Consider the following 26,430-nt stretch of genomic DNA (forward strand, 5'->3'; position numbering starts at 1 on the left):
CCTTGTTGGTCTTATTATTGTACATCTGCAGGGTAATGCCGTATCCAAGCATGGTGCCATAGACGATGTGGGAAGTATCCCCGCCTGCATCCTGGATCTTCTTTACTTCTTCCTCTGTTGTCTCCTCACCGCTTTCCATATCAAAGTAGCTGGTATAAGCAAGCTGGGAGTTTCGCTTAAGGAGTATGTTGTATCTTGGTGCCGCTGATACGGTCAGTGTTTTGGAGCTGCAGGATTTTGGATTCTGTTCATCCTCCTCATTTCCACCTACCCATGCGGTAAAGGAAGGCTTAAGCAGGTCTCCGTTGTTCATGCCCTTCACACTGATGGCCAGGGTACGGTAAACCGTTCCCCCTTTATTTTCTTCCAACTCCCAGTAACCTCTTAAATACTGGGCATAGCTTCCATCCGCCTGCTTCTGCTCATAAATATGATAGTATTTCATATTCATTTCAGAGAATGAAGCAAGGCTGCTGTCCACCGGAAGCTTCATTTCCACCCACAGCTGTAAGGTGTCATTTGTTACAGATGGAGTACCATCCTGATTGCCTTCATCCTCTTCGTCTTTCCCGGTATCCTCCAAAGTAAAACGAAGATTATATTTTACAGTATCAAAACTTCTCACGATCCCATTGGTATAGGAGCTGTCATTTCCCGGGCTCCATAAAACTGCCTGATCCCTCTCATACCACCTGCCGTCATGGCAGATCATCTTTAGAATATCACCGTTATACAGATAGTGATGACGCTGGGCCATCTGCTCCTGGGTTTCGCCCTCTGTGATTTCCTCCTGGGATTCATAGGTCTGGCTGTCCCTTTCATCCAGAAGCTGCTGGGCAGTCTTTTCATTTCCTGCACATTCCGTGTCAAAAACACCGCCGCCGTCCGATGTACCGTCTTCATTCTTGGTGGTCTTTATCCCAATGGACTTGACCTGTACTGTACTATCCGGTCCCTTTACTTCTGCTTCCTTATATGTAACAGCCGTCAGCTTCAGATTATTGCTCTGATCTACACCGCCGGTAATATAGTAACCATTGGTTACATCTGTGCCTTCCAGCTGATTTCCCTGGTAGGTATCATTTCTCCAGGCATTATACTTTGTAGCATTGCCGTTATCCTCTGTCATGGCTGCTGCCTGGATCAGTGTGACAGAGGGCTTCTGGTTTACACTTACATTTTCGTAGTTTCCGGTTCCCTCATAAAGGGAAAAAATATCATTTCCGGTTCCGTCAACTGTGGATTTGTTTTCACACAACAGTCCTCCTGACAGGACAAAGCTGCCTGCATTTCCTACCTGGGGATTCTGTGCAAGGCCGCCGCCCTTCTCCGCCTGATTACCGGTGACGGAGCCGCCTGCCATCTTAATGGTTCCCCTGGTCTGATAAATAGCGCCGCCATACACTGCCTGGTTTCCGGCGATCTTGGTGCCATCTAAAATATGCAGCTGGCCTTCATTATAAATGGCACCACCATTGACTGTAGCCTGGTTGTCGGAAATCTGAGTATTACTCATCCAAACACTGGCAGCACCTCCTATATAAAATCCGCCGCCGTATCTTGCCTGATTTCCGGTGATCTCTCCGCCTTCCAAAACGCATTTTCCACTGGTCAGGTAAATAGTTCCATAGTCGCCTACAACATTGTCTGCGATCTTTCCTCCGCTGATCCGCACAGTACCGCCTGTACTGTAAATAATACCGCTTCCGGAATTGTATATAACTTTTGCTGCATTGTTGCAGATGGTTCCGCCTCTCATTTCAAAAAGACTGCTTCCTGTCCCTACAAAAACCGCAGCTCCAAAGGCAGCAACACATTCATTGATAGAAGCTGTTTTATCCAGGATAAAAGTACCGCCGCTGACAGCTACGCCTGCACCGCCACGATCGTTTTGTCTTGTAGGTGCTGAGCACATGCTGATCTGTCCGCTCTCCATAGTCACACAGCCGCCGGACAATACCAGAATACCACCGCCAATTTTGTCTGTGCTTCCTGAAATGGTTCCTGTCTCTTCTCCCGGATCCAGTCCTTCTGTCTTCTCATCCAGGATCCTAAGATCACCGGAACAGGTGATAGCAGTATCTGTACCCTGCAGCTTATGCCCGTTCAGATTCAGCACTGCACTTACGCCGCCTGGAACCTGAATGCTTTCATTAATATCCTTGATCAGGAAAATCTCAGGCGCCTCAGCCTGGTACTTTCCTTCCTTTACAGCATTTACCGCCTGCTGAAGGGAGGTATATGCATCATAAGTACCAGCTTTATTCTTTATCTTTGCCACAGGCACCTTTGAAGTATACTGAAGGGTAAGATAACAGGGCGTTGTTATCGGATCATAATTAATAGGATCTGTTATGGATGTCTTCTTTGTTTCATTGTACCAACAGATGCCATCTTTATCCTCATCAGCCCCAAACATATCAGCTGCTGCAAACAGCTGGACTTTAGAATTCTTATAGGATTTATCATAATTTCCGCAAACATCCCTGCCGTAACCAGCCTGGTTCCCATACAGCTTGGCTGTGCTTCCGGCCTCTTCTGGCATCTTTAGTGTAAACCCTCCCATCACTAGGGAGACCCATACACCGCCACCATAGGTTGCCTTGTTATTACAGATCTGACCTCCGTCCATGGTAGCAACTGTGTTTTCAGAACATCCAACACCGCCGCCGTTCAATGCCTGGTTATTGATAATCTGTACATCTCCAGTGATCTTTGCAGTTCGTGTAGACCAGAGTCTGGAGCCTTCCAGGTAGACACCTCCGCCTAAATTGGAGGCCTTATTGTCTGCGATCACACCACCAGACAGGATCATCTGTGACAGCTGGGTACCAATACCTCCACCACTGCTGGCTGTATTTCCCAGGATCCTGGCTGGATTCTCCAGATAAACCTTGGTTACCCCACCGCTCAAATAAATGCCTCCGCCACTGCCAGTGACTTTGTTATTCCTTACAACCACATCCGCAAAATGAATTTCAGAAGCGTTACTGTGAACTCTGATCCCACCGCCGTTGGAGGCGCTGTTATTTTCCACCAGTCCATTTACAGTAAGCGTTCCTACAGTACCGATCCACAAGCCTCCGCCAGCACTTGCCTTGTTATCATGGATCCATACCTCCTTCCCGATCACAGCCTGACCACCGGCTTCTGTACTAACACCCATGCCGCCACCATTGTAGGACCCATTAGAATAGAATTCTCCTTTTTGGATTTCCAGCTTTTTGGTGCTGATAAAACTTGCACCTCCATAGTAGCTGTAGATGCCATATGGTCTTGTACTGTTATGATGGACCTGGCAGTCCTTTACCAGCAGCTCTCCTGCGCTTAAGGACAGACCGCCACCGTTTTTTGCCTGGTTATGATGGGCATCAATATTCTCTACTGTTAATTCTGTTACCCGGACAGCATAGATCCCGCCTCCAGACCCGACTCCTTTATTATAGGAAACCTCCAGAGCTGGTCCGATCACAACCGTTTTGCAATTTTGTATATAAACACCGGCTCCATCGGTAGCCGCTGTATTATGATGGATCTTTCCTCCGGAAATCCGGATCTGGGCGGCTGTATTTGATCCTTGGGTAAAGTCAGCGCTTACGCCACCGCCGTGGCCACCTGCTGTATTCTCACAGATCTCACCGCCTGATATCCGGATCTGGTTGGCAAGGTTAAAGGGCCTTCCCATATACACTCCGCCGCCATCCTTTTCAGACTGATTATTCCAGATCTTTCCATCAGTCATAATAAAGGAAGATGGGGTGTTGGAACGGATACTGTACAATGCTATACCGCCGCCATAAACAGCCTGGTTTCCTGTGATCTCTCCACCGCTGATGGTAACGGAAGCATCCTGATCTGCATAAATGCCGCCGCCATAATTTACACCGGAAAAGCCTGTGATCACGCCGCCCTTTAAGGTAAAGGCTCCTCCTTCTCTTACAAAGACGCCTCTGTTGCCGGTAACACCTTTTGCCGGCTGGATCCTGCCGCCCTGGTCCGGATCCGGATTGGTGTCAGGATGACCTGTGGTACTGTCTACTTCCAGCTTTCCTCTTATATCCAGTACATTTTCCTGTGAAGAGTATAATGTATATCCATTTAAGTCCAGGATCACATCCTTGTCCTTTCCGATCTGGACACTTTCATCACAATCCTTAAGAAGATAAATCCTTTGTCCATCTGCTGCTGCTTGAACAGCCTCCTGAACAGATGGGAAATTCTGCTCCTGGCCGCTTTCATCCAGGATCTGGGCTGCATCACTTGAAATCAGCTCCTCCTTGTACCATGCATAAAGATTGCAAGGCTGTTCCAGGCTGGCAACTCCGATCTCTTCTTTATATACCTGATCGTTTTCACAATCATACCAGCAATTATAAGCTTCCGGCTTCATAGAGGAAGCAGACAACAGGGTAAGATTCACCCCCTTCACTGCATACACATCACTTTTTCCAAAGGACCATTGGTTGCCATATATGGTCCCACCAGTTACCGAGACAATGCTTCTGTCCTCTGCGCGGATACCGCCGCCGATACCGCTTGTAGTATTGTCTGTGATGGCTCCTCCTGTTACATATAAGCTGGCCCATGAGGCACCAATTCCGCCACCGCCCCAGCTTGAACTGGCATTGGAGGTTGTATTGCCGGATATTTCGCCGCCGGAGATATGACAGACTGCATGATCCCGTATACGGATACCTCCGCCGCAAGCGGCTGTATTCCCGGTGATCTTTCCTCCTTCAATATTGATGTTGGCACTGCCCCAGGCATAGATACCGCCTCCATGGTCAGCACTATTCCCGGTGATCTCTCCTCCGGTCATCCGAAATGATCCTTGCCAAACAGAGATGGCAGAAGCTTTGTTCTTCGTAATCCTGCCTCCATGCATCACAAAGGAACTGTCCTTGTACTTTACATAAATGCCACCGCCGCTGGCACTTGGGCCAATGGTGCCCCCATTCATGATCAGACTGCCGTTTTCCAGATAAAAGCAGCCGCCTCTGCCATCCGTAGCTGGTGTTCCACCGGTAATCCATCCTGTCTGGTCTTCACTGCTGTCCTCCAGGGTCATTTCTCCCTTTACTGTAAACACAGGAGTATTCGTCTTCCCGCTTCCCTGAATGGTATTTCCGTTCAGGTCAAAGCAGATACTGGTTCCCTTAGGAATCTGTACAGACTCCTGAACATCTTTTAAAAGGGTGATCCTGTGAAGCTGTCCATCTCCTGCCGCCTCTGTAACTGCATCTACAGCAGCCTGAACCGTTGCATACTCCTGGGAATCATCCAGACGGGCTACTGTCTTTACTTCCGGATCAGAATAAAGGAAGGTATACTGATAAATCTTTGTCCGATTAGTTGTATCCAGCTGAAGGCCTGTTGTATTCTTTGTACCGTCAGCCTCATCGTACCAGGCGATTCCAGGCGTACCAATGGCAGAAGTCATCTGATCGGCTGAGGGCAGGCTGACCACAGGGGTATAATAAACAGGATTGCTGCCATTATTCACAGTCAGGGTGGCTGCCACATACAGATCCTGTCCGCCAGGAACAGTACCGGTACCTGGTGCCTGATTATCAGAAATCACCGCTTCCTTCTCGATTATAAGCTCCGGATTTAAAGCATTGGATGTCCATACATAAACACCGCCGCCAAGTCGATTTGCCTGATTCTCACTGATCACACCGCCACTGATCTGGACAGTACCTCCTACCAGGCTGACTGCGCCTCCATGGACAGCACGATTATTATGGATCTGTACGTTTCCTGTAATGGTCAGATTTCTGCCATTTTCAAGAAGATATGCACATCCTCCTGTACTGGATGCCTGGTTGTTGGTGATCTCTCCACCGGAGAGAATACCGCTGCCACATAAAGCACCTCCACCGTTGCTGGTAGTATTATCTTTGATCACTCCACCATTCATGTACAGAGTGCCTCGTACACCACCGCCTGCTCCGGCTGAGTAATTACCGGAGATCTCTCCTTCATTTAAGGTTACTGTTCCGGCAATGCCGCCGCCTCCACTGCCTCCACTGGCTGTATTTCCACAGACGAATCCTCCGTTCATAACAAGAGAGCCTTGTACTCCGCCACCGTAACCGGCTGTATTCCCCTGGATCCTGGCCTGGTCAGACATGGTAACATTTCCATTGATACCGCCGCCATTTCCACTTGTCTTATTATCAGCAACCTTCACATCTCCGGAAAGGATCGCCGTTGAGATAAAGCCGCCTCCGCCATATGAACCGGCATAATTCCTGCTGATGCTGCCGCCACTGGCGATCAGCTTGCCTGCATTTAAGAAAAAGCCGCCGCCATAAGGCGATGATCCACCTGTTGCCTGATTATCAGAAATCTCACCACCGGTCATCTCAACATTTGCGTAGACACCATAAATACCGCCGCCATGATACCAGGATTTATTGCCATGAACCAGGGTTCCCTCCCGGATCTGCACCTGACAATAATTTCCCATGGCAATACCGCCACCGGCACCAACGGTTTCATTGTCCAGGATCTGTACTCCTGAAAGAACTACATTTGCATAATTGCTGATCCACATACCGCCGCCCAGGTGAGTTTCCGATTCATAATAATTAAAAACATCATCTGTCAGTGTATTTCCCTGAATGGTACCTCCGGTAAGACTGGCCTGGGCTGATTTCTTATCCGTACTGTTCAGGTACAGACCACCGCCATGGGTCACTGCCTGATTATAAGATACCTCTCCGGATACCATAGTGAAATGGACCGGCTCCTGAATCTGAACACCACCGCCGCTGACACCGGCTGTATTTTGGGAAATAGTCAGGCCGTCAAAGATCAATTCATTTCCCACATCCGATACACTGTGGATGTAAAGACCGCCCCCGTTGTGGTCCGCATGATTCTCTGTGATGGCAATACCACTGCCCCAGGTGATGGTCTCACTGTCATCCTTCTGGATGTACACACCGCCTCCATTTAGTGCAGCCTTATTCCCGGTAATGGCACCATTTTTATAGGAAAGATTACTTGTGCGATAGACCCATACACCGCCACCGCTGATACCGGAACAGTTGTCATAGATCCTGCCGCCATTCATAGATAAGCCGGCGCCATCACTTACATACACACCACCGCCTCGGCCTGATGCCGAATATCCGGTGATCTGTGACCCTTCTCCTAGGATCAGACGGCCGCCATAGCATACAAATACACCTCTTGTATTCTCATTGCCAAGAGAAGATGCACTGCCGGATAAGCTGCCGTTCTTCAGGGTAAGCTGCCCATATACTGTAATATTATTGGTATCCTTGCCAGCCTCTGCGGCAGACTTATCTACCGTCAGGGTGTGGCCATTCAGATCCATTACAATATCCATCCCCCGAGGGATCAGAAGATTCTCTTCTACTGTAGCCGGAAAGCTGTCGTCAAGGCTTATGGTAAGTGTTGTAGATCCTGCCTTCCTTGCTTCCTCGATCTGATACTGAATGGTGCCTTCCTTTACATCTGCAGGAGCATCCAGAAAAGTGGTATCTGCTGTCTCTTCATGATTATCAACAAGCACACCATCTCCATCAGTAAAAACGTCTTCGATCTGAGACGTATTCCCTTCACTGTCCTGTGCAGAACTATCTTCCACCCGAGAAATATCTCCCTCGCTGCCTGATGTAGAAATATCTTCCACCTGGGCCGGATCTTCCTCTCTGTCCGGTATAGAAATATCTTCCACCTGGGTGGTATCTCCCTCGCTGTCTGATGCAGGAATCTGCCCGGCATTGAAGGTATCTGCATTGCTGCCTGATGCAGAAATGTCTTCCACCTGGGTGGTATCCTCCACGTCACTGTTTACAGACACCTGGTAATCTTGCCCATAATCCAGCGTAGCTGCAGACAACCCAGTGCCCTGGCTTCCTATTGCGATTGCAAACGTCAAAAACCAGGACATCCCTTTTTTAAAAGATCTCCAATGGTTATTTTTCATACACTTATGCTCCTTTTTAATATCATCCCTCGCCTGTTTCCCCCATGAAACAGGTCTGATACTGCCCTTTCTTCCTCAGTTTTATATGTTGATTTTACTATTCTGAGAAATTATTGTCAATTAAGATTCACCATTCCGAAACTGTAAATGCCAAATATCGTGATTATAATCAATTTTTATAGCATCAAATCCAACAAAATAACGAAAACATTATAACGAATAAAGAATCAAGTCTACTATTACAGAACATAAAAAACCGGCAGGAAATCATTCCCACCGGCTTTTCACCTGATCGCAGATACTGCCCCATTGACAGTCCCCGCATATCTCTGTTCTTTTTCCAGGTGCAAGGATTTTATCCTGCACTTTTTCCACAAACTCCCTGAAAGGAAGCTGCTGTCCTTCTTCAAATCCGCAGTAAGCAAGCACGCTGCGGTCAAATCTTTGCACTTTCCTGCCTGCTTCGCAGCCTTGTACCAGATTATTTGGACATGCACTGCAGATCTCATCCTCCTGCAGGGTCAGCTGTACGCTGGCACCTGCAAGAAATTTCTCAAGCATTTCTTCCATATGTATGGTAAAGCCATCACTGTAGCCTTTTCCCACAAAATAGGCAAGACACATCCCATGATGGGGACGTAATGCCACAGGCTTTTCCTTACTACTGCATTGGCACATATTTCCGAACCTTTCTGGAAAGAACAAATGCCAATGCGATCTTAACCAGATCCGGAACAATAAACGGAATCACACACCAGCTAAGAACGGTTCCCAGTCCGACGGCACCGGTTGTCCGCGCATATACCACCATAAACCAGATGGTTCCCAGTGCATAGCATACCAGCAGTCCGATCACCATGGAAATGATCTGTACAACAGGTTTTTTTCCCAATACTTTTTCAATGCCCCACATTACCAGTGCTGAAAAAAGGAATCCAACGATATAACCGCCGGTAGTGTTTAACAGGACCCCGATACCGCCTGAAAATCCTGCAAATACCGGTACACCTACTACGCCTAGTAAAATGTATACAAGAACAGCAAGGGTTCCTCTTTTGCCTCCCAGAACCCCAACTGCCATAAATACGCCAAAGGTCTGCAGGGTAAATGGTACAGTCATTGGTATGGAAATCCAGGAACATACTGCCATTACTACCGCAAAAATAGCAATATAAGCCAGATCGTAAGTTTTTGTTTTGGTAGCTGCAACTGAGCTCATAAAAAAATCCTCCTGATGAATGAATAGATTTTGGTAACTGTTCAAAGCCCTTACGGGATGCTATCTGCTGAGCAGTTACAAATTTTGTACATTGAAAATCTATCACACACCAAGAGGAATGTCAACCAAATTTTTATACAGGGTTTACAATTGTGTTCGTATTCAGTTTACAATCAGATTGCTTTTAGGTTTACAGTGAACATCCCTTAATTTAATTGATACACATCTGCATGCTGCAGGCCAAAGCTTAATGCTTCAGAATGGCTTCCAAAGAAAATGTCCACATGTCCATAAGGGGTTCCCAGATCCTCCACTGTATACACATTGCCATTGATCAGAAGCTGTGTTCCAAAAGGCACACCTGCCATCGCCACTGTACGCCCTGCTGAAGGAACTGTACCGCTGGCAGTCAGATTGCCTGCTGTGCCGCAACACTGTGCACAGTTGCAATATGCAGTCAATGTAAAGTTACCAAGATAGGTTCCCTGTCCGGAACCGGAGCTTTCCTGGGAGGAAGAACTTTCCTGGCTGGAAGAACTTTCTGAATCACTGCCCTGTGACTCTCCTTCATAAGAGGAAGATTCCTGATAAGAATCGCCGCCGGAGGACTCTACACTCTCGCTCTCATCACTGTAGTCATCGTAAGAATCACCGGATCCTGTAGAAGAGTTCTCCGTATATGTATCCTCTTCCTGAGACTGGCTCTGCTGGGCTGTTGCCTGCTGCGTCAGACTATAAATACTGTTCTCAGCACTGGAAATCTGTGCGGAAAGAGCAGCTGCCTCTGCCTGGCTGGCACTGATCTGGCTGATATAAGAAGCAATGCTGTCATTGGTGCTGGATACTAAAGCCTGAACCTCCTGCTTCTTAGATGCGCTTTCTGCAAGAAGCTGATTCACAGAAGCTGCTTCCTTCTCAAGGTTCTCTTCCTGCTCCTGGATGCTTGCCTGAAGATCCTCATATTTCTTCAACATATCTCGGTCATACTTGGACAACTGGGAAATATTCTCTGCACGGTTCATGAACTGGGTAAGATCACTGGAAGATAATAAAAGCTCCAGCATGGTAGTCCCACCATTCTCATACATATATACGATACGTTTCTTCATAGCTTCGTACTGCTGCTGAGACTGCTGCTGTGCCTTGGCCAGCTCCAGCTTCATATTCTGAAGCTCATCTTCCTTCTGGGCAGCCTGGATGCTCAGCTGTGAAACGCTGTCTGTTAATTCTTCATACTGGCTGTTCAGCTGTGCCAGATAGCTTTCCAGTTCCTGACGCTTGCTCTCAAGGCTGCTGATATTTCCCTGTGCCTGGGCAAGTCCGGCCTGTGCCTGCGCCTTCTGGGACTGCATGTCTGCAATCTGTTCGTCAATATCTGCTGCATAAACACCTGTGCCTGTTGTCAAAGTAAGGATCCCTGCAAGAAGCACCGGAATAAGCTTTTTATTTCTCATATACTAACACCTCGTAATCAATCGTAGCATCAGTATAACATATTTTATCACAAAATCAATAGTTTTATTTTATTTCTGTAACAATTGTGTAATATTTCCAGTATGCTGCTGCCAGAGCAAAAAAAACGGATGCCATATACCTTTATGATATATGGCATCCGGCCTGTAATTCACCAGTTATCTGTTATGAAATCATTTCATATTACAGAATAAAGTAATCAGATCTCCTTAGGCTTCCATAGCCTCCTCTGGCTCTGCAGCCATTACTTCATCATACTTGTCCAGGATGATTTTCTGGATACGGTCGCGGGTTGCAGAATTAATAGGATGTGCAATGTCCCTGTATTCTCCGTCTGTAGCTTTCCGACTTGGCATTGCGATAAACAGCCCCTTCTCACCTTCGATCACCTTGATATCATGAACTACGAATTCATCATCAATGGTAATCGATACAACTGCTTTCATCTTGCCCTCTTTTGCTACTTTTCTCACGCGTACATCTGTAATGTTCATTTTTGCTGCCCCTTTCGTTTTCCCATACAATATATATGATCTGTACTCTGACTGTTGCATAACCGTCCAGCCTCCCACAGCTATGATAAAGCATATGGCCTGTCAGACAGTTACACATTTATATCCCATGGATATAAGATTCTTTCAGGATTTACAGCACATATCTCTCATTTTTTTCTACAACGATCTTAACTTCGCCTTCTCCGCAATAGTAAGAATTTGCCCGAATGGTATCCCTGCTCTCAACAATGCAGTTCTCAATGTGCGTATTATCCCCCAGATACACATCATTCAAGATCACTGAATTCTTGATCACACAATTGTTCCCTACGAATACATCTTTAAACAGAACGGAATTTTCCACAACACCGTTGATGATACATCCGCTGGCTATCAGACTGTTCTTCACGCTGGCTCCCGGATTATATTTGGCAGGCGGCAGATCATCGATCTTTGTCTTAACAGACGGCTCCTGCTTAAAGAAATAATTACGGATCTCAGGCCTTAGGAAATCCATGTTGGTCTTGTAATAAGACTCCACAGTGGAAATATTGCTCCAGTATGTATCGATCTTATATCCGTAGATCCTTTTCAGATTCTTGTAGCGGATCAGGATATCCTGTACAAAATCATTCCTGCCTTCCTGTGCAGCCTTCTCGATCAGTTCGATCAGCTGCCTTCTGCGGATCACATAAATACCGGTAGAAACCGTATTATAAGAAGATACCATTGGCTTCTCTTCAAATTCTTCGATCCTGCAGTCTTCATTCATACGGAGCACACCAAAACGCTCCACCTCTGACGGATCCGGACATGTAGTACATACAACCGTGATATCCGCTCTCTTTGCAATATGGTATTCCAGGACCTTGTTGTAATCCAGCTTGTAAATACCATCGCCGGATGCGATCACCACATATGGCTCATGGCTGTTCTTCAGGAAGGTAAGATTCTGGTAGATAGCATCTGCTGTACCCTGGTACCAGAAGCTGTTGTCCTTGGTGATCGTGGGTGTAAATACGTAAAGTCCTCCTTGTTTCCTGCCAAAATCCCACCATTTGGAAGAGCTTAAGTGCTCATTCAGGGAACGTGCATTGTACTGTGTCAGTATAGCTACCTTCTGTATATGGGAATTGGCCATATTACTAAGTGCAAAATCTATGCTGCGATAGCTGCCTGCAATGGGCATTGCTGCGATCGCCCTCTTATCAGATAATTCCCTCATGCGGTTGTTATTGCCGCCAGCTAAAATAATACCGATTGCTCTCATGCCTTGTCACCATCCTTTGCTGCGATCACCTGTCCACTTTCCAGGATGCCTCCCGGATAATCCTCTGCTGTAGTAATACCGGAAACAGCTGTGTTCTTCCCGATCTTTACATCAGGCGGGATCACACTACGCTCTCCTATGGTAGCAATGCCAAATGCATATACCGCCGGCTTCAATACATTCTCAGCCTCTTCGCCGCAGCCAAGGGTCACATGGTCTCCAATGGTAACATCCTCGGCAACAATGGACTTATCCATCACTACCCCTTCTCCGATCACGGTATTCCTCATGATAATAGAGTTACGGATCACAGAACCCTTGCCAATCACTACATTGGGACCGATCACTGAATTATGGACTTCTCCATAGATCTCAGCTCCCTCACCGATCAGACACCGGTCAAGAACAGCGTCCTCGGAAATATATGCCGGCGGGATAATATCCCCTTTGGTATAAATCTTCCAGAATTCTTCGTAAAGATTAAACTCCGGAATAATATCGATCAGCTCCATATTGGCTTCCCAATAGGATCCCAGCGTACCCACATCCTTCCAGTAGCCATTATATTCATATGCGAAAAGCCGCTCTCCCTTTTCTTTACAATAGGGAAGGATATGCTTTCCAAAATCACAGCTCTGCTGATCCTTAAGTGTATAAAGAGCTTCCTTAAGGGCCTGCCAGCTGAATATGTAAATACCCATAGATGCCAGATTGCTGCTTGGATGCTCTGGCTTCTCCTCAAACTCTGTAATACGGCTTGTCTCATCAGTGACCATGATCCCGAATCTGCTTGCCTCTTCCATAGGTACCGGCATACATGCAATGGTAACATCAGCCTTATTAGCCTTATGGAAATCCAACATCACCTCATAATCCATCTTGTAAATGTGATCTCCGGAAAGGATCAGAACATAGTCAGGATTGTACTGCTCCATATAATCCATATTCTGAAAGATCGCATTGGCTGTACCTGTGTACCACTCGCTGCTGCTGCTCCGCTCGTAAGGAGGAAGTACAGTCACACCGCCTTCATTACGATCCAGATCCCAGGGAATGCCAATCCCAATATGTGTATTAAGACGCAGCGGCTGATACTGGGTCAGCACGCCAACTGTATCAATCCCGGAATTAATACAGTTGCTCAATGGGAAATCTATGATACGGTACTTCCCGCCGAAAGACACGGCCGGTTTGGCAACTTTCTCCGTCAGAACTCCAAGTCTGCTTCCTTGACCTCCGGCCAGGAGCATGGCAATCATTTCTTTCTTAATCATGTAATCACCTCTTGCTGTAAGTTTATGGTTTTCTTATTATATCATACTTTATCCATTTCGTGAACATATTTTACAATTTTTTTGTCCAATTATTTTATTTTTTATATCTATTGTATACTATTTTTTTCCTTTTTTCCTCTGTTTTTTGTGTATTTTGTCTATTTTTTATATATTTCGACCTTATTTTACATTTTCATGGATTGCATCTTAAAAAAACACCTGATTTTTTTTTAAAAACCTGTTATTCAAAGAAATACTTTTCATTTTTTCTTAAAAGAGGTATACTATAGCAAATTTATATTTTTCATTAAGGAGATTTTTATTATGTATCAGATAGACTTCCACAAACCGCTTCATATCCACTTTATCGGGATTGGCGGTATCAGTATGAGTGGATTGGCTCAGATCCTGCTTCAGGAAGATTTCATTGTTTCCGGCTCTGATGCCAAAGAAAGCCCTCTTACCGATGCCCTTTCCCAAAAGGGAGCACGTATCTTTTACGGACAGCGTGCCTCCAACATCCAGGATGATGTAGAGATTGTGGTATATACAGCAGCTATCCACCCGGATAATCCTGAATTTGCAGCAGCTAAGGCAAAGGGGATCCCTATGCTTACCCGCGCCCAGCTTTTGGGGCAGATCATGCGCAATTACCAGACACCCATCGCTATTTCCGGGACTCATGGCAAGACCACAACCACTTCCATGATTTCCCAGATCCTTCTGGAAGGAGCCTGCGACCCTACCATCAGCGTAGGCGGTATTCTTCCTTCCATCGGAGGCAATATCCGTGTGGGACAGTCTGAGACCTTTGTAACCGAGGCCTGCGAATATACCAACAGCTTTCTCAGCTTTTTTCCAAAAATCAGCGTGATCCTGAATATGGATGCCGATCATCTGGACTTTTTCAAAGATATTGAGGACATCCGTCATTCTTTCCGACGCTTTGCACAGCTTCTCCCTGCAGATGGCACCTTGATCATCAATGGAGACACACCTCATTATGAAGACATCATCAAAGACCTTCCATGTAATGTGATCACCTATGGCATTCAGAATACGGCTGATTACCAGGCCACTGATATTACCTATGACAAATATGGACATGCCTCCTTTACCGTTTTAAGAAATGGTAAAAAGGCAGGCAGCTTTTACCTGAAGGTTCCGGGGATCCACAATGTATCCAATGCACTGGCAGCTATTGTACTGGCTCAGCTGCTCCAGATCCCTGATGATACCATTGTCAAAGGACTGGGAAGCTTCACCGGTACAGACCGCCGTTTCCAATTTAAGGGAGAAGTGGGCGGGATCCACATTGTAGATGATTATGCTCATCATCCTACAGAGATCCGTGCCACCCTTACAGCAGCAACTAATTATCCTCACAAGAAAATCTGGTGTGTATTCCAGCCACATACATATACCCGTACTAAAGCACTGCTTCCTGAGTTTGCACAGGCTTTGACCCTGGCTGATCATGTGATCCTGGCTGATATTTACGCAGCAAGAGAGACCAACACCATCGGCATCTCTTCTGCTGATCTTCAGGAAAGGATCCAGGCACTTGGAACTCCATGTGAATACTTCCCATCTTTTGACGAAATCGAGAATTACATTCTTTCCCACTGTGCTTCTGGCGATCTGCTGATCACCATGGGAGCCGGAGATGTAGTACGTATCGGCGAACAGCTACTTGGTAAATAATTATGTCTTTCAGAACATTTATATATTTTTTGTTTTTCCTCTGATCCAGAGAGAATTTACAGAAAACTATATAAATGTTCTTTTTTTATTTATACACATTTCGTCCCCTGTTTTCCACATAAAGAAAAAGTTATCCACAATTAAAAACCTCAGTATTTCTGCTGTTTTTCCGTGCTTATCCACATTATCCACAGAATTATGCACATTTTTTCTCTCATAAGGGTGTGGATTCTTATGTGTATAATCTGCTTGACATAATTCGACAACAGTTTCTCCTATAAAATGCCTTGTTCCAACATTTTCTAACCTTTTCCGGTTTCCCATAATCTTATTGGCAACCTTCTTTCCACACTATCCACATTATCCACATTTAAATGTGGATGATTACTGGTGTTTAACCCCGGTATTCTCTTTTAAAAAAAGTTGTGTTATAATAAATCCACTTTCAGAAAAGGAGTGTAACAGTCCATGAACACCATCCATCTCCGGGCTCTTTCATCCTCACAGGTGACGGTACTTTCCAATATATTTATTGATCAGTATATGCCGGGAGCCGGCGGCGAATTTGTAAAAGTTTATATTTACCTGCTGCGGCTTCTTGCCGATCCTTCCGCTTCTGTTTGTCTGCCTCTTCTGGCAGATCGTCTGAACTGTACAGAGGGGGATATCAGCCGTGCCCTGAAGTACTGGAGTAATGAAGGACTTTTGATCCTTGAGACTGATCCTTCCGGAGAGCTGACAGGTATTACCCTGACAGAGCCTTCCCCGGATACACAGATGGAGCTGACAGCTACCGTCTCTGTTCCACAGTCTGCACTGGCAGCCACTGCTCCTATTTCGCAGACGGTATCTGCAGCCACAGTCTCTGTTCCACAGTCTGCACTGGCAGCCGCTGCTCCTATTTCGCAGACGGTATCTGCAGCCACTGTTTCCACGCCACAGCCGGATACTGCACCGTCCAGATCTGCCTCTGCTCTCACCCCAGCCCGAATCAAGGAGCTTAAGGAGAACGAGGATGTAGCACAGCTGATCTACATATGTGAGCAATACCTTGGCAAGACTCTTACCCCCACCGATACCCGTAAGATTCTTTTCTTCTACGATGAACTGAAGATGTCCGTGGATCTTATTGATTTCCTGATCCAGTATTGTGTAGGCCGCGGCCATAAGAGCATGCGTTACATTGAGACAGTTGCCATGGCCTGGTCTAAGGAAGGGATCACTACCGTGGAGATGGCCAAGGATTCCACCTCCCGCTATGGTAGAGACTATTTCACCATCCTGAAAGCTATGGGGATCGCCAATCGCAACCCTGTGGATTCAGAGATCGTTATGATGGATACATGGCTGAAGGATTACGGATTTTCCATGGACATGATCCAGGAAGCCTGCAGCCGCACCATTATGCAGACCGGACAGCCCAGCTTCCAGTACGCACACAAGATCCTTACCGGATGGTTCAAAAAGGGTGCCCTTACCCCAGAGGCAGTACATGCCCTGGATGTCCAGCACCAGAAGCGCAGCCAGGACAACAGCCGGGGCCGTTCCCAGACACCTAAGTCCCCTAATCGCTTCAATAACTTCCAACAACGGAATTATGATTTCAAAGAACTTGAGAAGCAGCTTCTGGAGCGCCAGAATCCCTACTTCCAACAGCCTCACTAACAGAGGAGATTGATCGTTTATGCCTTTACAGAATTTTCAATATGATACCATTATGAGAGAATACAGCCGCAAGCAGGCTGAGAACCGCCGTCTGCTGGAGGCGCACAGGCAGGAAGCTTATGACCGGATTCCCAGGCTTCGTGAGATTGACAGCGAAGTAGCTTCCTTAAGCGCAGCCAAAGCCCGCTCCATGATCAACGGTCTGGATCGCAGTCTGGAGGATCTGAAGGCTGCCATATCCCTGCTTGCCCAGGAGCGTGAAGCTTTGCTTGCCCTGAATGGCTACCCTTCCGACTATCTCGAGATGCACTATACCTGTTCTCATTGTCAGGATACCGGCTATATCGGCAGCAAGAAATGCTCCTGTTTCCACAGGGCGGAGATACAGCTTTTGTATACTCAGTCCAATTTAAATGAAATTCTCAAAAAAGAAAACTTTGACCACTTTTCTTTTGACTATTATTCTGCTACAATAGATGCGTCCACTGGATTGTCCGCACTGGAAGCCGCACAGCGTGCATACCAGACTGCCAGGGATTTCGTTTCATCCTTTGACCAGGATCCCCGCAGCCTGCTGATCTATGGCAACACAGGCGTTGGGAAGACTTTTCTTTCCCACTGTATCGCCCATGATCTTCTTGAAAGCTCCCACAGCGTTTTATATTTTTCTGCATTTGACCTGTTTGATATGCTGGCACGGAATACCTTTTCCGGTGACAGCACAGGCAAAGACAACGATCTGGTGTACGACTGCGATCTGCTGATCATTGATGACCTGGGAACAGAGCTTACCAACAGTTTTGTGTCTTCCCAGTTGTTTTTGTGCGTCAATGAGCGTATTATGAGACACAGATCCACCATCATCTCCACCAATCTGGAGTTGGGTGAAATACAGAATGTTTACTCTGAACGGACCTTTTCCCGTATTTGCAATAACTATATTATCCTGAAGCTTACAGGAGAAGACATCCGGATGAAGAAAAACTATTTAGGAGGAAAATAGAACATGGCACAAAGATCCACAAAGGAATTATCAACCGTTCCGGTTGGAAGGCTTGGACTGATCCCCACAGACAGCTGTCGCCCCTTAGGCGAGAAAGTAGACGAATGGCTTGTTAAGTGGCGTAATGAGCGTACACACCCGGAGATAGATTCATTTTCTTTTGAAGGATACCAGAGAGATTCCTATACGATCCAGGTACAGACACCCAGATTTGGTTCTGGTGAAGGCAAATGCGTGATCTCGGAATCTGTCCGTGGTGATGATGTTTATATTTTAGTAGATGTATGTAATTACAGCATGAGCTACCCTATCGGCAATTACACCAACCTGATGTCCCCAGACGATCATTTCCAGGATCTGAAGCGTGTGATCGGCGCCATCGGCGGCAAGGCACGAAGAGTGAATGTGATCATGCCTTATCTTTATGAAGGCCGTCAGAGCAAGCGTATAGGCAGAGAGTCCCTTGACTGCGCCAGCGCACTTCACGAGCTGATCAGTATGGGGGTAGAGAATATCATCACTTTTGATGCTCATGATGCACGTATCCAGAATGCCACACCGCTTCACGGCTTTGAAACAGTGCAGCCTTCTTATCAGTTCATTAAGGCTCTTCTTCACAACGAAGAAGGACTTCACCTTGATAATGATCACTTTGCCATTATCAGCCCTGACGAAGGCAGCATGAGCCGCGCCATTTACCTTGCCAATATCCTGGGTGTTGATATGGGTATGTACTACAAGCGTCTGGATTATTCCAAATTTGTAGATGGACGTCATCCGGTAGCTGCTTATGAATTCCTTGGTCCTAAGCTGGAAGGCAAGGATATGATCCTGATCGATGATATGATCTCCTCAGGTGATACAGTGCTTAAGATTGCATCCCTTCTCAAAGAAAGAGGAGCTGGCAAGATCTACATCTGTTCTACCTTCGGATTATTTACAGATGGCCTTGACAAATTTGATGAAGCCCACCAGGCAGGTGTATTTGACAAGCTTCTCACTACAAACCTGGTATATCAGCCTGCAAAGCTTCTTGAGAAGCCATATTATATCACCTGTGACATGAGCAAATATATTGCATTGATCATTGATACACTGAACCATGATCTTTCTGTAAGCCACCTTCTGAACCCAGTAGACAGAATCAAGCGCTGCGTGGACAACTACATGGCACAGTACAAATAAGGCCTGGTACGGGATTATCTGCAGCTTTCGTAAGTGTAATATAAATCCATCAGCCAAAAAGATCTCCACAGCATCCTTCCTGGATGCGGGAGATCTTTTTTAATGATTATTTATTCCATTTTATTCCTCTGAAAGGCTTTGCAAACGATACGGGATTCCTTCTCTTTCCAGTATCTGAGCCTCTCTTTTATTGCAGGTGCTGATGATCACCTGTTTTTGCTCTTTTTCAAGCCAGTGAAGCACTGCTGCCAGCCTGGCTTCATCATACATCCCGAATACATCATCCAGGATCACAGGAAAGGTTTCCCCACCGCAAAGCAATTCAGAAGCTGCCATGCGAAGGGCAAAATACAGCTGTTCTATAGTACCTCTACTTAATCTCTGGGCAGGTATTATCCGCTCACTGGTATTCACGCTGATCTGAAGATCCGGGTCGATCAGTACTTCCTGATACCTGCCATCTGTGATCTCACACAAGATCTGGGAAGTACGCTGCCGCAGCCGGTACCCTACCTGCCGGTGTATATTGCCTGATATCTGCTCAATGGTATCCATTGCAAGATTCAGCGCCTGGATCTCTATGTCCTCACTGACCGGCATCCAGATCTCCGATTCATAATCCTTGTATTCTTCCTGCAGATTTTCAAAATCCACCCTTTTTTCTTCAAAGGATTCCTGCAGGGATTCTTTATTCCACTTCAGCTTCTCCTGCTGCTGGAGCCACCTGGTACGCAATCTGTTCTGGCTGGCCAGATCACGATCCAGCATACGCCGTCGCCCAAGATAATACAGGATCATCCCTATCCCAAGCAGAATACAAAAATCCCATCCCAGCCTGGTGATCTGATCAGCAGCAGAAAACCTGCTGAAAAGTCCTACAATGCCCAGAATTACAGCCAATAAGGCTGCTGCAGTAAGAGCCAGACGCCGTTTACGAAGAGCCTGGATCTTCCCTTCAATCATGTCAAGACCTCTTTCCTCCCCAGACCGGATCTGTAGCTTTTCTTCTTTCCTGGATACCTGGGATTGTCTCTCCTTCAATTCTTCCAGTTCCCGATTCAGATATTCCATTTTAGCATTCAGCTTTTCCTGCTCTTTTTCTGCTTCTTTTCTTTTTTTGTCCTTTTGTACCTGATAGCCTTTTCTGGACATCTTCAGCATCTGCATCGTTCTTCCCAGATCTACAGAGCTGTCCCCGGTCCCCTGGTAGCTGGCCATATAATTCTGTACCTCAGATGCCAGGTCCTTACCTGTAACGCTTTTCAGCTGCGCCACAGACACTGTATTGTCATATACAGCCTGGCTTACACCGCCCAGCAGCTGCTCCATTTGGCCATCCTCCACACCAGTCAGCTCTCCGGTACGAAGATTAAGCAGCTCCCCATTCTGGTTCTCTTTATAAAAATTACGAGTGAGCCGATAATCTTCGCCTCCGATTGAAAACCACAGACTCCCACCGTACTGTGCCGGATTCTCCCACGGCTCGTACCTGGTATAAATATCATTTCTGGAGGCCCGTCCCCGCTGCCTTGTGATCCCGTACAGCATACTTCTTACAAAGGTATGGACCGTGCTTTTCCCACTTTCATTTTCTCCGTAAAGTATGTTGATCCCCTGGGAAAACTCCAGAGTCTTGTCATGGATCTTTCCAAAATTCTTAATCGTCAGTCGTTTGAAGATCATTCAATTCCTGTCCTCTCTGCTAACACCAGTTAATCACACTGCACTTGTCTGTAGAAGTGCCTGAAGACCGTAATACAAAGCCTTATCTTCCACAATGCTTCTGTCTTTTTCCAGAAAATACGTAATATAATCCCCGATCAGGGTACCGCTGTACTGTCTTTGCAAGGCTTCCAGATCATACATAGGCCGGGATTCATCCAGGACCTCTGTAACATTGCCGAATTGTTTCAGCTTTTCCGGAATAAACAGCAGCTCTGCCGGACGTTCTCCCTGGATGATCACCCGATAAATATTCAGACCGCCTCTTCTGTAAATCTCATCCTTCAGCTCTTCTTCCAGAGAAATCTGGGTCGACTCCTGAGATACAGTGAGAAGAAGCTGCTGATAGGATCTGGATGCAAAAGGTACAAAGGAAACGCGCAGCCTGCCATTCTCCAGCCTGCCCTCTATATATCCGTGTTCTCCCAGGTCACCTCTGTCAATAGGCTCCAAAGCTCCTGCATAAGCTGCTCTGTCCCTTAAAAGGATCTGCGGCCTATGAATATGCCCCATTGCCACATAATCAAATCCAGCGGCAGATAAGCTGTTTATATTCACCGGTATATGATCTGCATCCCCACCATGAGCCAGAAGGATATGAAGTCCCTCTCCTTCCTTTGGGCGGATTCCATCATAAAGAGGAGTCCTGATCTCCTGGTGTTCATAGCTTAAACCATACACATATACATCCAATTTTTTGTCTTTTACGCAGGTAAGCTTTTCATCTTTAAAAAATACCACATTATCTGCCCATGGAAAATCTCTGTAAAAAGAATCCTTCTTCAGATAATCGTGATTTCCTGCCATCAGATACACCTGTGTCTCCGGGATGGTGGAAAACAGATGATTCACTTCTTTTAGTTCACGCAGCAATGGCTGCCTGTGAAAAAGATCTCCGGCTATAAATAACAAATCCACCGGATTTTCACGGATACCCGTAATAACCCGGCGGAAAGTTTCCCAGATCTCTTCTTCCCGCTTTTCACTCCAGGGGCATCCCCTGTCAGGTACTGCTCCCAGATGTACATCTGCAAGATGAATAAATCTCATTCTGATCTGCTCCTTATATAGATAAGCTATACCTGTAAGGGTAAAATACATCTGTAAAGATCAAACATAACTGCAAAGATCAAAGCATGCAGCAAGTGCACCCTGCAGTTATGACAGGGCCTTTATCTTACAGGTCACAGTTATTTACAGTTCTTGGGAATGGGATCACGTCACGGATATTGCCCATTCCTGTCAGATACATCACGCATCTTTCAAAACCAAGGCCAAAGCCTGCATGACGGGTAGTGCCATATTTACGAAGGTCCAGATAGAAGTCATAGTCACATTCTTTCATGCCAAGCTCGTCCATACGGGCTTTCAGCTTGTCATAATCCTCTTCTCTCTGGCTTCCTCCGATGATCTCGCCAATGCCCGGTACCAGACAGTCCATGGCTGCCACTGTCTTGCCATCCTGGTTCTGCTTCATATAGAAGGCTTTGATCTCCTTTGGATAATCCGTAACAAAGATAGGTTTCTTAAAGATCTGCTCTGTCAGATAGCGCTCATGCTCTGTCTGAAGGTCACATCCCCAGGATACCTTGTAATCGAATTTGTCATTGTTCTTCTCAAGAAGCTCTACAGCCTCTGTATAGGTCACACGGCCAAACTCAGAATTAACCACATGGTTCAGTCTGTCCAGAAGCCCCTTATCAACAAAAGAATTGAAGAAGTTCATCTCCTCCGGTGCATTCTCCAACACAAAATTGATCACATACTTCAGCATAGCCTCTGCCAGATCCATATCATCCTGAAGATCAGCAAATGCACACTCCGGCTCGATCATCCAGAACTCTGCTGCATGGCGGGTGGTATTGGAATTCTCTGCACGGAAGGTAGGTCCAAAGGTATATACATTGCGGAATGCCTGTGCAAAAGTCTCACAGTTCAGCTGTCCGCTGACAGTAAGGTTGGTCTCTTTTCCGAAGAAGTCTTTGCTGTAATCGATCTTCCCCTGATCATCTACAGGTGTATTTACAAGGTCAAGTGTAGTGACCTGGAACATCTCTCCTGCACCCTCACAGTCACTTCCTGTGATCAGTGGTGTATGCACATACACAAAACCTCTCTCCTGGAAAAACTTATGGATCGCATATGCGCAAAGGGAACGTACACGAAATACAGCCTGGAAGGTATTGGTACGTGGACGCAGATGGGTCATGGTTCTTAAATACTCAAGGCTATGGCGTTTCTTCTGAAGAGGATAATCCGGTGCAGATGCTCCTTCCAGTGTGATCTCAGAAGCCTGGATCTCAAAAGGCTGCTTTGCCTGGGGAGTAGCTACCAGATTACCTTTTACAATAATAGCTGCGCCTACGTTCAGCTTGCTGATCTGTGCAAAATTCTCCATATTGTCATGGTAAACTACCTGCAGTGTTTCAAAATAGGTACCATCATGGAGAACAATAAATCCGAATGTTTTGGAATCACGCACGCTGCGTACCCAGCCGCCTACTGTGATCTCCTGATCCAGATATTTATCTCTGTTTCTGTAAATTTCTTTAACTGTTGTAAGGTTCATAATCTGTCCTCTTTCTCTTCATATTACATTATCGATAGCAATATGGATCTCATCCGTCCCACACTGCCTGTTGTGTTACAGTATAGACTATTCCTGTTCTTTACGCAAGAAAAAATAAGGCCAAAATATAACTGTTCAATTGCTGTCCACAGGCAATATCCCAAGATAAACAGGTTCAAATGTATTCGGGAGCATACATAACAAAGCGGGCAAGTCCGCTTCAAACTCCCTGAATCCCTCAATCTTGAGGGACTTGTTACGCTTTGCGCGCCAGATGCAGTCTGCTTCAGCAGACATATTCCTCATGCATCTGGTCGCATCCTCGCGGAGCGTTTTTATGTAATAGGAACATTACGGAGTAATTTCCTATTACATAAAAAACAGAACTGCCGTCCTACACGATACAGTTCTGTCTTTTTTATTTCTGTACAGGTCCTGCCTGCAATTTACTTATCCTGCCTGCAATTAATCTATATTGCCTGCAAATTACTTATCTTACCTGTAATTTATCTTACCTGAAATTTATTTTGTGAGATGCCAGATATCCTCATTGTACTGCTCAATGGTTCTGTCAGATGAGAAGAACCCAGCCTTTGAAATATTCACAAGCATCTTCTTAGCCCATTTCTCTCTGTCTGTATAATCTGCCAGAGCCTGGTTCTTAACCTTGATATAGTCTTCCAGGTCAAGAAGAGTCATAAACCAGTCTTTGTTCACAAGCTCATTGTGAAGTCTTCTTAAGTTCTCTTCATGTCCAAGTGCAAGCACCTGATCGCTGACAATGAAATCCACATATTTCTTAATATCTGCATTGCCTTCATAGATAGCTTTTGAATTGTAATCTGCCTTCTCATAGTGCTGGATAACCTGCTCGCTGGACTGTCCGAAGATATAGATGTTATCCTCGCCAACCAGATCACTGATCTCTACGTTTGCACCATCCATAGTACCAAGAGTTACCGCACCGTTCAGCATGAACTTCATGTTACCTGTACCGGAAGCCTCTTTAGATGCCAGAGAAATCTGCTCTGAAATATCACATGCAGGGATCAGTTTCTCAGCTGCGCTTACATTGTAGTTCTCTACCATTACAACCTTCATGTATGGAGCTACATCCGGATCATTTTTGATCAGATCCTGAAGTGTAAGAAGAAGATGGATGATGTCCTTTGCGATCACATATGCAGGAGCTGCCTTTGCACCAAAGATGAAGGTTACAGGCTTCTCCGGCTTCTTGCCGCCTTTGATCTCCAGGTATTTATAAATAATGTACAGAGCATTCAGCTGCTGACGTTTGTACTCGTGAAGACGTTTGATCTGGATATCAAAGATACTGTTCTCATCGATCTCAACACCTGTGTTGGAAAGGATGAAATCTTTGCACACCTTCTTTGCATCGGTCTTGATAGACAGGATCTTATTCAATACTTCCTGATCATCCTTATATGCAAGAAGTTTTTCCAGTTCAAATGCATTTTTCTTAAATCCGTCTCCGATCAGGGATGTGATCAGTTCTGTCAGAGGATGGTTGCAATACATCAGCCAGCGACGGAATGTGATACCATTTGTCTTATTATTGAATTTCTCAGGATAGATATCATAGAACTGCTTCAACTCGCTGTTCTTAAGGATCTCTGTGTGAAGTGTTGCCACACCATTGATGGAATAGCCATAGTGGATATCCATATGTGCCATATGCACCAGGTTGTTGCTGTCAATGATCGCAACGGATTCCTGAGGATATTTTCTCTTAACCTTCTCGTCCAGCTGTTTGATAATAGGAACAAGATGAGGAACAACCTCTTCCAGATAGCTCATTGGCCATTTCTCAAGTGCCTCTGCAAGGATCGTATGATTGGTATAAGCACAAACCTTTGCAACGATATCGCTTGCTTCCTCAAAGTCAATGCCTTTTGCAGTCAGCAGACGGATGAACTCAGGAATGATCATACTTGGATGTGTATCGTTGATCTGTACAACTGCGTAATCAGCCAGGTCATGAAGGTTGCATCCTTTGGCCACTGCCTCGTCCAGGATCAGCTGTGCAGCATTGCTTACCATAAAGTACTGCTGATAGATACGAAGCTTTCTTCCGTCATCATCACTGTCATCCGGATACAGGAACAGAGTCAGGTTATGAAGTACGTCTTTTTTATTGAATGCAATACCATCATGAACCATGCTCTCATCTGCAATATCAATATCAAATAAATGAAGATGGATTGCTTTATTCTGATAGCCTGCAACTGCAATATCATACATTTTAGACTCAAGCTCAAATCCGTGGAACGGTACAGTATATGTTACATCTGTAGGTGTAAGCCATGTATTGTTGGTGATCCATGGGTTCGGTGTCTCATTCTGAAGTCTGTCTTTGAATACCTGTTTAAACAGACCCAGGTGATAATTCAGACCGATTCCTTCTCCCGGCAGTCCCAGTGTTGCAATAGAATCCAGGAAACATGCTGCCAGACGTCCAAGTCCGCCATTTCCAAGAGATGGTTCCGGCTCAACCTCTTCGATCTCAGCAAGGGATTTGCCGTTCTCTTTTAAGTAATCTGCAACCTGATCATAAATGCCAAGGTTAATCAGATTGTTAGAAAGCAGCTTTCCGATCAGGAACTCTGCAGAAATATAATAAATTTTCTTTTTTCCGTTGTGATAACCTTTTTCTTCCAGTGCTTCCTTTGTGTAAGTAAGAAGAGCTGTATAAATCTCTTCATTTGTACAGGAAGAACAGTCTTTGTGGAACATGTCATTGATCATTGTCTTTAAAGCTTCCATTGTTTCTCCTTTCATCCATTGGTCTGTATATTCAGACCTTTTCATACGCGCCGTTTTGCTTCTTCGTTCTTTGCTCTTTTTGATGATACAATCTTAGCACGGATG

The 26,430-nt window shown here is 45.8% G+C and carries 16 protein-coding genes; 4 read left to right on the plus strand and 12 right to left on the minus strand.

All coding sequences use genetic code 11. From position 1 onward, the window contains the following. From G5B11_RS12820 to G5B11_RS12850, 7 genes are all read right to left on the minus strand, one after another. The coding region (locus G5B11_RS12820; RefSeq protein ID WP_173728509.1) for a right-handed parallel beta-helix repeat-containing protein at positions 1-7,963 on the minus strand (7,963 nt) is incomplete at its 3' end. 267 nt (positions 7,964-8,230) lie between these two features. Next, on the minus strand, positions 8,231-8,611 hold the full coding sequence (locus G5B11_RS12825; RefSeq protein WP_330603137.1) for a DUF1284 domain-containing protein: 381 nt from the start codon (positions 8,609-8,611) through the stop codon (positions 8,231-8,233). 13 nt (positions 8,612-8,624) lie between these two features. Continuing rightward, positions 8,625-9,182: a biotin transporter BioY gene (locus G5B11_RS12830; protein WP_173728513.1), complete on the minus strand. Its 558-nt coding sequence runs from the start codon at positions 9,180-9,182 to the stop codon at positions 8,625-8,627. Positions 9,183-9,388: 206 nt separating this feature from the next. Further along, positions 9,389-10,636: a PcsB-like coiled-coil domain-containing protein gene (locus G5B11_RS12835; RefSeq protein WP_173728515.1), complete on the minus strand. Its 1,248-nt coding sequence runs from the start codon at positions 10,634-10,636 to the stop codon at positions 9,389-9,391. Positions 10,637-10,864: 228 nt separating this feature from the next. Continuing rightward, on the minus strand, positions 10,865-11,149 hold the full coding sequence (gene spoVG / locus G5B11_RS12840; RefSeq protein WP_173728568.1) for a septation regulator SpoVG: 285 nt from the start codon (positions 11,147-11,149) through the stop codon (positions 10,865-10,867). Between the two features lie 151 nt (positions 11,150-11,300). After that, a complete protein-coding gene (gene glgD, locus G5B11_RS12845; protein WP_158421916.1) occupies positions 11,301-12,419 on the minus strand; it encodes a glucose-1-phosphate adenylyltransferase subunit GlgD in 1,119 nt (372 codons plus the stop codon). Then, on the minus strand, positions 12,416-13,693 hold the full coding sequence (locus G5B11_RS12850) for a glucose-1-phosphate adenylyltransferase (RefSeq protein ID WP_173728517.1): 1,278 nt from the start codon (positions 13,691-13,693) through the stop codon (positions 12,416-12,418). The genes glgD and G5B11_RS12850 overlap by 4 nt, the downstream gene beginning before the upstream one ends. A 324-nt stretch (positions 13,694-14,017) precedes the next feature. Between G5B11_RS12850 and murC the strand changes: the two genes are divergently transcribed. After that, positions 14,018-15,397: a UDP-N-acetylmuramate--L-alanine ligase gene (gene murC, locus G5B11_RS12855; RefSeq protein ID WP_173728519.1), complete on the plus strand. Its 1,380-nt coding sequence runs from the start codon at positions 14,018-14,020 to the stop codon at positions 15,395-15,397. Positions 15,398-15,463: 66 nt separating this feature from the next. On the opposite strand, the gene G5B11_RS12860 is transcribed toward murC, so the two are convergent. Next, positions 15,464-15,721, minus strand: a complete 258-nt coding sequence (locus G5B11_RS12860) for a hypothetical protein (protein WP_173728521.1) — start codon at positions 15,719-15,721, stop codon at positions 15,464-15,466. A gap of 144 nt (positions 15,722-15,865) precedes the next feature. Here G5B11_RS12860 and G5B11_RS12865 point away from each other — a divergent pair, with 144 nt between their 5' ends. Genes G5B11_RS12865 through G5B11_RS12875 form a run of 3 tightly spaced genes read left to right on the plus strand, consistent with a single transcriptional unit; the run spans position 15,866 to position 19,250 of the window. After that, positions 15,866-17,062, plus strand: a complete 1,197-nt coding sequence (locus G5B11_RS12865) for a DnaD domain protein (protein WP_173728523.1) — start codon at positions 15,866-15,868, stop codon at positions 17,060-17,062. Positions 17,063-17,081: 19 nt separating this feature from the next. Further along, on the plus strand, positions 17,082-18,065 hold the full coding sequence (locus G5B11_RS12870) for an ATP-binding protein (protein WP_173728525.1): 984 nt from the start codon (positions 17,082-17,084) through the stop codon (positions 18,063-18,065). 3 nt (positions 18,066-18,068) lie between these two features. Beyond that, positions 18,069-19,250, plus strand: coding sequence for a ribose-phosphate pyrophosphokinase (locus G5B11_RS12875; RefSeq protein ID WP_173728527.1), 1,182 nt, complete (start codon positions 18,069-18,071; stop codon positions 19,248-19,250). Positions 19,251-19,370: 120 nt separating this feature from the next. On the opposite strand, the gene G5B11_RS12880 is transcribed toward G5B11_RS12875, so the two are convergent. The 4 genes from G5B11_RS12880 to G5B11_RS12895 all read right to left on the minus strand — a co-directional run bounded on the left by G5B11_RS12880 (position 19,371) and on the right by G5B11_RS12895 (position 26,325). Next, a complete protein-coding gene (locus tag G5B11_RS12880; protein ID WP_173728529.1) occupies positions 19,371-20,933 on the minus strand; it encodes an ATP-binding protein in 1,563 nt (520 codons plus the stop codon). Positions 20,934-20,966: 33 nt separating this feature from the next. Further along, a complete protein-coding gene (locus G5B11_RS12885; protein WP_158421908.1) occupies positions 20,967-22,022 on the minus strand; it encodes a metallophosphoesterase family protein in 1,056 nt (351 codons plus the stop codon). A 127-nt stretch (positions 22,023-22,149) separates the two neighbouring features. Further along, positions 22,150-23,541, minus strand: coding sequence for an asparagine--tRNA ligase (gene asnS, locus G5B11_RS12890; protein WP_173728531.1), 1,392 nt, complete (start codon positions 23,539-23,541; stop codon positions 22,150-22,152). Between the two features lie 522 nt (positions 23,542-24,063). Then, the gene (locus tag G5B11_RS12895; protein ID WP_173728533.1) at positions 24,064-26,325 is read right to left on the minus strand and encodes a glycogen/starch/alpha-glucan phosphorylase; all 2,262 of its coding nucleotides are present in this window, start codon (positions 26,323-26,325) and stop codon (positions 24,064-24,066) included. Between the last annotated feature and the right edge of the window lie 105 nt (positions 26,326-26,430).

This window comes from Blautia glucerasea (genome assembly GCF_013304385.1).
Taxonomy (GTDB): domain Bacteria; phylum Bacillota; class Clostridia; order Lachnospirales; family Lachnospiraceae; genus Blautia_A; species Blautia_A ammoniilytica.

What these genes read in the sequence shown, in the direction of transcription:
- murC (WP_173728519.1), top strand. Translation starts at nt 14,018, where the DNA reads ATGTATCAGATAGACTTCCACAAACCGCTTCATATCCACTTTATCGGG.
- G5B11_RS12870 (WP_173728525.1), top strand. Translation starts at nt 17,082, where the DNA reads ATGCCTTTACAGAATTTTCAATATGATACCATTATGAGAGAATACAGC.
- G5B11_RS12885 (WP_158421908.1), bottom strand. Translation starts at nt 22,022, where the DNA reads ATGAGATTTATTCATCTTGCAGATGTACATCTGGGAGCAGTACCTGAC.
- G5B11_RS12875 (WP_173728527.1), top strand. Translation starts at nt 18,069, where the DNA reads ATGGCACAAAGATCCACAAAGGAATTATCAACCGTTCCGGTTGGAAGG.
- G5B11_RS12895 (WP_173728533.1), bottom strand. Translation starts at nt 26,325, where the DNA reads ATGGAAGCTTTAAAGACAATGATCAATGACATGTTCCACAAAGACTGT.
- spoVG (WP_173728568.1), bottom strand. Translation starts at nt 11,149, where the DNA reads ATGAACATTACAGATGTACGCGTGAGAAAAGTAGCAAAAGAGGGCAAG.
- G5B11_RS12860 (WP_173728521.1), bottom strand. Translation starts at nt 15,721, where the DNA reads ATGGGAAACCGGAAAAGGTTAGAAAATGTTGGAACAAGGCATTTTATA.
- G5B11_RS12835 (WP_173728515.1), bottom strand. Translation starts at nt 10,636, where the DNA reads ATGAGAAATAAAAAGCTTATTCCGGTGCTTCTTGCAGGGATCCTTACT.
- G5B11_RS12850 (WP_173728517.1), bottom strand. Translation starts at nt 13,693, where the DNA reads ATGATTAAGAAAGAAATGATTGCCATGCTCCTGGCCGGAGGTCAAGGA.
- glgD (WP_158421916.1), bottom strand. Translation starts at nt 12,419, where the DNA reads ATGAGAGCAATCGGTATTATTTTAGCTGGCGGCAATAACAACCGCATG.
- asnS (WP_173728531.1), bottom strand. Translation starts at nt 23,541, where the DNA reads ATGAACCTTACAACAGTTAAAGAAATTTACAGAAACAGAGATAAATAT.
- G5B11_RS12880 (WP_173728529.1), bottom strand. Translation starts at nt 20,933, where the DNA reads ATGATCTTCAAACGACTGACGATTAAGAATTTTGGAAAGATCCATGAC.
- G5B11_RS12830 (WP_173728513.1), bottom strand. Translation starts at nt 9,182, where the DNA reads ATGAGCTCAGTTGCAGCTACCAAAACAAAAACTTACGATCTGGCTTAT.
- G5B11_RS12865 (WP_173728523.1), top strand. Translation starts at nt 15,866, where the DNA reads ATGAACACCATCCATCTCCGGGCTCTTTCATCCTCACAGGTGACGGTA.